Here is a 4,813-nt window from a genome sequence, read left to right on the forward strand (position 1 = left end):
GGTTATCCCATGACCCAGCTCCAGGCCAGCATCCCGAGGGCGCCCAGGAGAGCCGCCAGGGCGTTGACGACATCATTGTTGAGCCACCTCCACCCCCGCAGGGGCTGGGTCGTCTGACCGCAGCGATGGATCGGGCGCTCCGTCTCTTTCCCGCATCGCGCACACCAGTAGATCCGCTGCACCGTTGCCCCCAGGAAGCTGTCCAACAACATCCCGAGGAAGCCGACCATCCCTACCGCCAGAGCCATCGGAAGAGATCCCCCCACCGGGCTCCATCCCACGGCCAGGATCCCAATGCCCAGCGCCCCCAGCGCCGCTGCGATGGTCCCCTCCAGCGTCAGCGCCCCCGAGGTTCCCGGAGGAACCGGCCTCCGCTTCAGGGGATGCCAGGGGGGACGTCCGCTGAGCAACCCTACCTCCGTCGCCCAGGTATCGGCGGTAACGGCCGCGAGGCTTCCCGCGAACATCCACCAGAGCGCTGGATGGGGGAGGAAACCCCACAGGATCGCCAGCGCCGCCCCGACCCCGCCGTTCGCCAGCGCCTGGGCCAGATCCCGGCGCCCCCCCTTGGCGAAATCCAGGGCCGCTTCCGCCTTCCGCCCGGCCCCGTATCGGGTGAGCGCCGAGGCGGAGACGAAGAAGGCGATCAGCAACATGGCCCATGGCCAGCCTCCGAAACCGAAGATCGAGGTGCCCACCAGCACCGCCCCCAGCCATCCACTGCCGGTCAGCGCTCCCAGCCGGAAGGCGATGCCCCCGATCAGCGCGCTGAGCGCCAGGCCCAGGATCAGGCGTTCCACCATGGGTCCGTTCTCGATCACAAACGCTATTCCGTGTAGAATCTTCAATAACCGGGCCTTGGGATGTCTGTCTCGGTTGATCTCGAAAGCGGCCCGGGAAGATCGGCGGCCGCACGCTCCCTCATTATCCCTTTTCTTCCGTTTCCCCGGGAACCCCGCACCACAGCGCGCCGGCCCGCGGCGCGTTGGAGCGCGAGGGGTCGAAGCCCGCCGGGAATCCGGAAGAGGACGGCCCCTCGGGCTGCTGGGAGGGAGGAGAGGGATGAGAATGAAGCCGCAAAGAGGGATGCGGCCGCCCGGAGAACCCATGCCCAGGAGGCACCGATGGGATTCGACCGGAAAGCCCAGGAAACGGCTGCTCGAGTCGCCGGACGCCTGCCGCCCGGCCAGGTTCTGACGGAGAAATTCCCGGTATTGCACTACGGGCCGATCCCGAAGTTCGACCCGGCCACGTGGGACTTTCGGGTCTTCGGGCTCGTGGAGGAGGAAAAGCGCTGGACCTGGGAGCAGTTCCAGCAACTGCCCCGCACCACCATCACGATCGACATCCACTGCGTCACCGGATGGAGCAAGCTGGACACTGCCTGGACGGGGGTGGCCTTCAAGGATCTGTTATCGTTCATTCGGGTGAGGCCTGAGGCCCGATACGTGATGGCTCATTCCGAATACGGCTTCACCGCCAACATCCCGATGGAATACATGGAGGACGCCCTGCTGGCCACCCACTATAACGGGGAGCCGCTGACGCCGGAGCACGGCTATCCGCTCCGCCTGATCGTCCCCCGTCTCTACTTCTGGAAGAGCGCCAAGTGGCTGCGGGCGCTGGAGTTCATGGCCGAGGATCGGCCGGGCTTCTGGGAGCAGGCGGGCTATCACATGCGCGGCGACCCGTGGCGCGAGGAACGATATCGGGAATGGTGAAGGGCCTTGAATCCGCTGCCTGGGGATAGAGAGGCGGGCAGGCGGCGGGCTGGAACCACCCCCGCCATGCGCAGGATCGTTCTGGGTGCTTGAGAACCGGATCAACACCATGCGAGGGATGGTTGGGTTGGCCCCTCTCGACTTGAACAGTCCATCTTCTTCGCGGAGGAACCGATGCGAACGTATGCGTATGGCTATCCGCGACTGGGGCGGAAGCGGGAATACAAGACGCTGATCGAGGGCTTCTGGGCGGGGAAGATCCCGGAGGCGGAGCTGATCGCTGGCCTGGAGGCCCTGGAGGCGGAGCGCCTGGAGACCTACCGGCGCTTTGTGGACGGTTTCCCGGCCGGCGAGATGTCCCTCTATGACCCGATGCTGGATACTGCGCTGATCCTGGGCCTTTATCCGAACGGGGGACGTCTGGAGGACTACTTCGCGCTGGCCCGGGGCGAGCGGGCGCTGGAGCTCACCAAGTGGTTCAACACCAATTATCACTATCTGGTTCCCGAGATCCCTTTCTTCGGAGGGAAGCCTCCCGCTTTCCGCTTAGCCTGGAACAAACCCCTCGAGGCCTTCCGCAAGGCCCCGGACGGCTTCCCGTATGTGATCGGTCCATATACGTTCCTCCGACTGAGCAAGGGGTATCCGCCGGAGGCCTTCGGGGCGCTGCTGCGGGCGCTGCTCCCGGCGTATGCGGAGCTGTTCCGTTCCCTGAAGGCGGCGGGCGCCGCCATGATCCATGTGGACGAGCCGGCATGGGCGATGGATGTCCCGCCCGAGCACGTGACGCTCCTCCGCGAGGCCTATGCCGTCTTAGGGCGGGAGGCGGATCTGCTCGTGTTCACGTATTACGACAGCGTGGATTTTCTGGAGCAGCTCTACGACCTGCCTCTGCGCGGGTTGGGGCTGGATCTCCGCCATGGGGAGGAGAACCTGGAAGCGATCCGGCGGTCAGGCTTCCCGGCCGATAAAATCCTGATCGCCGGGGTGGTGGACGGCCGCAACGTCTGGAAGACGGATCTCCAGGAGGCGGCGCGGCGGATCGAGGCGCTTCGCCAGTGGACCTCCGCCGAGATCTGGATCTCCAACGCTGGGCCGCTGTATCACCTTCCGGTGACCGTGGAAGCGGAAAACCGGCTGGATGCAGCGCTGCGGGAGCGGATCGCCTTCGCCGCCGAGCGGTTGATGGAGCTACGCCTGCTGAAGGGGCTGATGACCGGGGAGGGGGCCGAGGAGGCGCGGCGCTGGAACACCTTCGTCCATCCTGTGGACCGCTGGCATCGCCCGGAGGTTCGGGAACGGGTAAGCCAGCTAAGGCCGGAGGATTTCTCTCGAGGGCTGCCCTACGCGGAGCGGATCCGCCTTCAACGGGAGCGGCTTCCTCTTCCGCTCTTCCCCACCACGACCATCGGCAGCTTCCCCCAGACGGAGGATCTACGTCGGGCCCGCACGGCCTATCGTGCCGGGAAGCTATCCGAAGCCGAATACAGGGCCATCATCCGCGAGCGCATCCAGCATGTGATTCGGATCCAGGAGGAACTGGGGCTGGATGTGCTGGTGCACGGGGAATTTGAGCGCTCGGACATGGTGGAGTTCTTCGCCGAGCGCCTGGAGGGCTTTGCCTTCACCCAGCATGGCTGGATTCTCTCATACGGCACGCGGGTGTATCGGCCGCCGATCCTGTATGGGGATGTGAGCCGCCCGAGGCCGATGACCGTAGAGGAGATCGCCTACGCTCAATCCCTGACGGACAAGCCGGTGAAAGGGATGCTCACCGGGCCGGTGACCATGCTGGCCTGGAGCTTCGTTCGGGAAGACATCCCGGTGCGCGAGGTGGCCTTTCAAGTTGCCCTGGCGATCCAGGATGAGGTGAGGGATCTGGAGACGGCGGGGATCCGGGTGATTCAGATCGACGAGCCGGCCTTCCGGGAACGGGCGCCGCTGAAGCGACGGCGGTGGCCGGAATACTTCGACTGGGCGGTGAAAGCGTTCCGTTTGGCCTCCCGGGCCCGGCCTGAGACGCAGATCCACACCCATATGTGTTATTCGGAATTCAATGAGATCATCGAATACATCGACGCGCTGGACGCGGACGTGATCAGCATCGAGGCGACGCGGAGCCGCGGGGAGGTGATCGGCGCCTTTGAGCGGCACCGATACGAGCGCCAGATCGGCCCGGGGGTTTACGACGTGCACTCGCCGGCCGTCCCGGCGCCGGAGTCGATGGAAGCGATCATCGAGCGGGCCGTTCGGGTGATTCCAGTGGAGAACGTGTGGGTGAACCCGGACTGCGGTCTGAAGACGCGGCGGTGGGAAGAGGTAATCCCCGCGCTACGGAACATGGTTTGGACGGCCCAGCATCTACGAGAGCGATATCGCACGGCAGTCCCGACTCCCTGAAGGCGGGCATGGGGGCGCCCAGCCCCTCACCCGATCCGGCGGACGATGCAACAGCGGAAGACCGGGTGGCGGGGCGAGGCGCCCTCTTGGATCCGTGGGGATGGGAGGGCGGGGAGCGGCGTGGTGGGTTCATCGGCCGAGGCAGGCGCTCTCTTTCGCTTCATCCTCGCCCTCTTGGGCAAAGCTCAGCGGGGATCTGCCCCCTCCGGCGCGTTCCGTCCTGTCGACCTAAGCGGGAAGCGGCCGTAGACCTTCCGCACTGAAGCCGGGTGGTCGAATAGAGGTCTGTGGACAGGTTCCTCACCCGCCTCTAAGCTCTATGTGCTTCAATGCCGCACTGGTTCGATGGGAACATGGACTGGGGCGAAGTCCCGGGCCGTTTCAGGCCTGGATTCAGTCCTTAGATCCTTGGGTTGGTTCCATCGAAATTCTCCTTCCTCGCTCAAAGAGCCTCATTTAATCCCACGCTAGTTCGATTGAAGCAAAGGCCTCCCTCAGCCCCCAAAACGTCGAGGCTTGGGTTTCAATCCCACGCTGGTTCGATTGAGGTGCTCTCTGCTTTGTGTTTTCATGTATGCGCTCCTTCTGTTTCAATCCCACGCTGGTTCGATTGAGGCCTATAGGCCATATATGAAACGCGAATGTTCCAACGGTTTCAATCCCACGCTGGTTCGATTGAGGCCCAAGAGAAG

4 protein-coding genes are annotated in these 4,813 nt (G+C 64.5%); 2 read left to right on the forward strand and 2 right to left on the reverse strand.

Translation table 11 applies throughout. The features are described 5' to 3' along the window. Positions 1-2: 2 nt before the first annotated feature. Positions 3-803: a DUF92 domain-containing protein gene (locus NZM16_RS06340; protein WP_295479375.1), complete on the reverse strand. Its 801-nt coding sequence runs from the start codon at positions 801-803 to the stop codon at positions 3-5. Positions 804-1,124: 321 nt separating this feature from the next. Between NZM16_RS06340 and NZM16_RS06345 the strand changes: the two genes are divergently transcribed. After that, positions 1,125-1,721: a sulfite oxidase-like oxidoreductase gene (locus NZM16_RS06345; RefSeq protein ID WP_295479377.1), complete on the forward strand. Its 597-nt coding sequence runs from the start codon at positions 1,125-1,127 to the stop codon at positions 1,719-1,721. 174 nt (positions 1,722-1,895) lie between these two features. Next, positions 1,896-4,121, forward strand: a complete 2,226-nt coding sequence (gene metE / locus NZM16_RS06350) for a 5-methyltetrahydropteroyltriglutamate--homocysteine S-methyltransferase (protein ID WP_295479380.1) — start codon at positions 1,896-1,898, stop codon at positions 4,119-4,121. A gap of 26 nt (positions 4,122-4,147) precedes the next feature. On the opposite strand, the gene NZM16_RS06355 is transcribed toward metE, so the two are convergent. Further along, positions 4,148-4,285 (reverse strand): hypothetical protein, encoded by a 138-nt coding sequence (locus tag NZM16_RS06355; RefSeq protein ID WP_295479383.1) that lies wholly within the window; start codon positions 4,283-4,285, stop codon positions 4,148-4,150. Between the last annotated feature and the right edge of the window lie 528 nt (positions 4,286-4,813).

It is taken from the genome of Thermoflexus sp., assembly GCF_025055495.1.
Taxonomy (GTDB): Bacteria; Chloroflexota; Anaerolineae; order Thermoflexales; family Thermoflexaceae; genus Thermoflexus.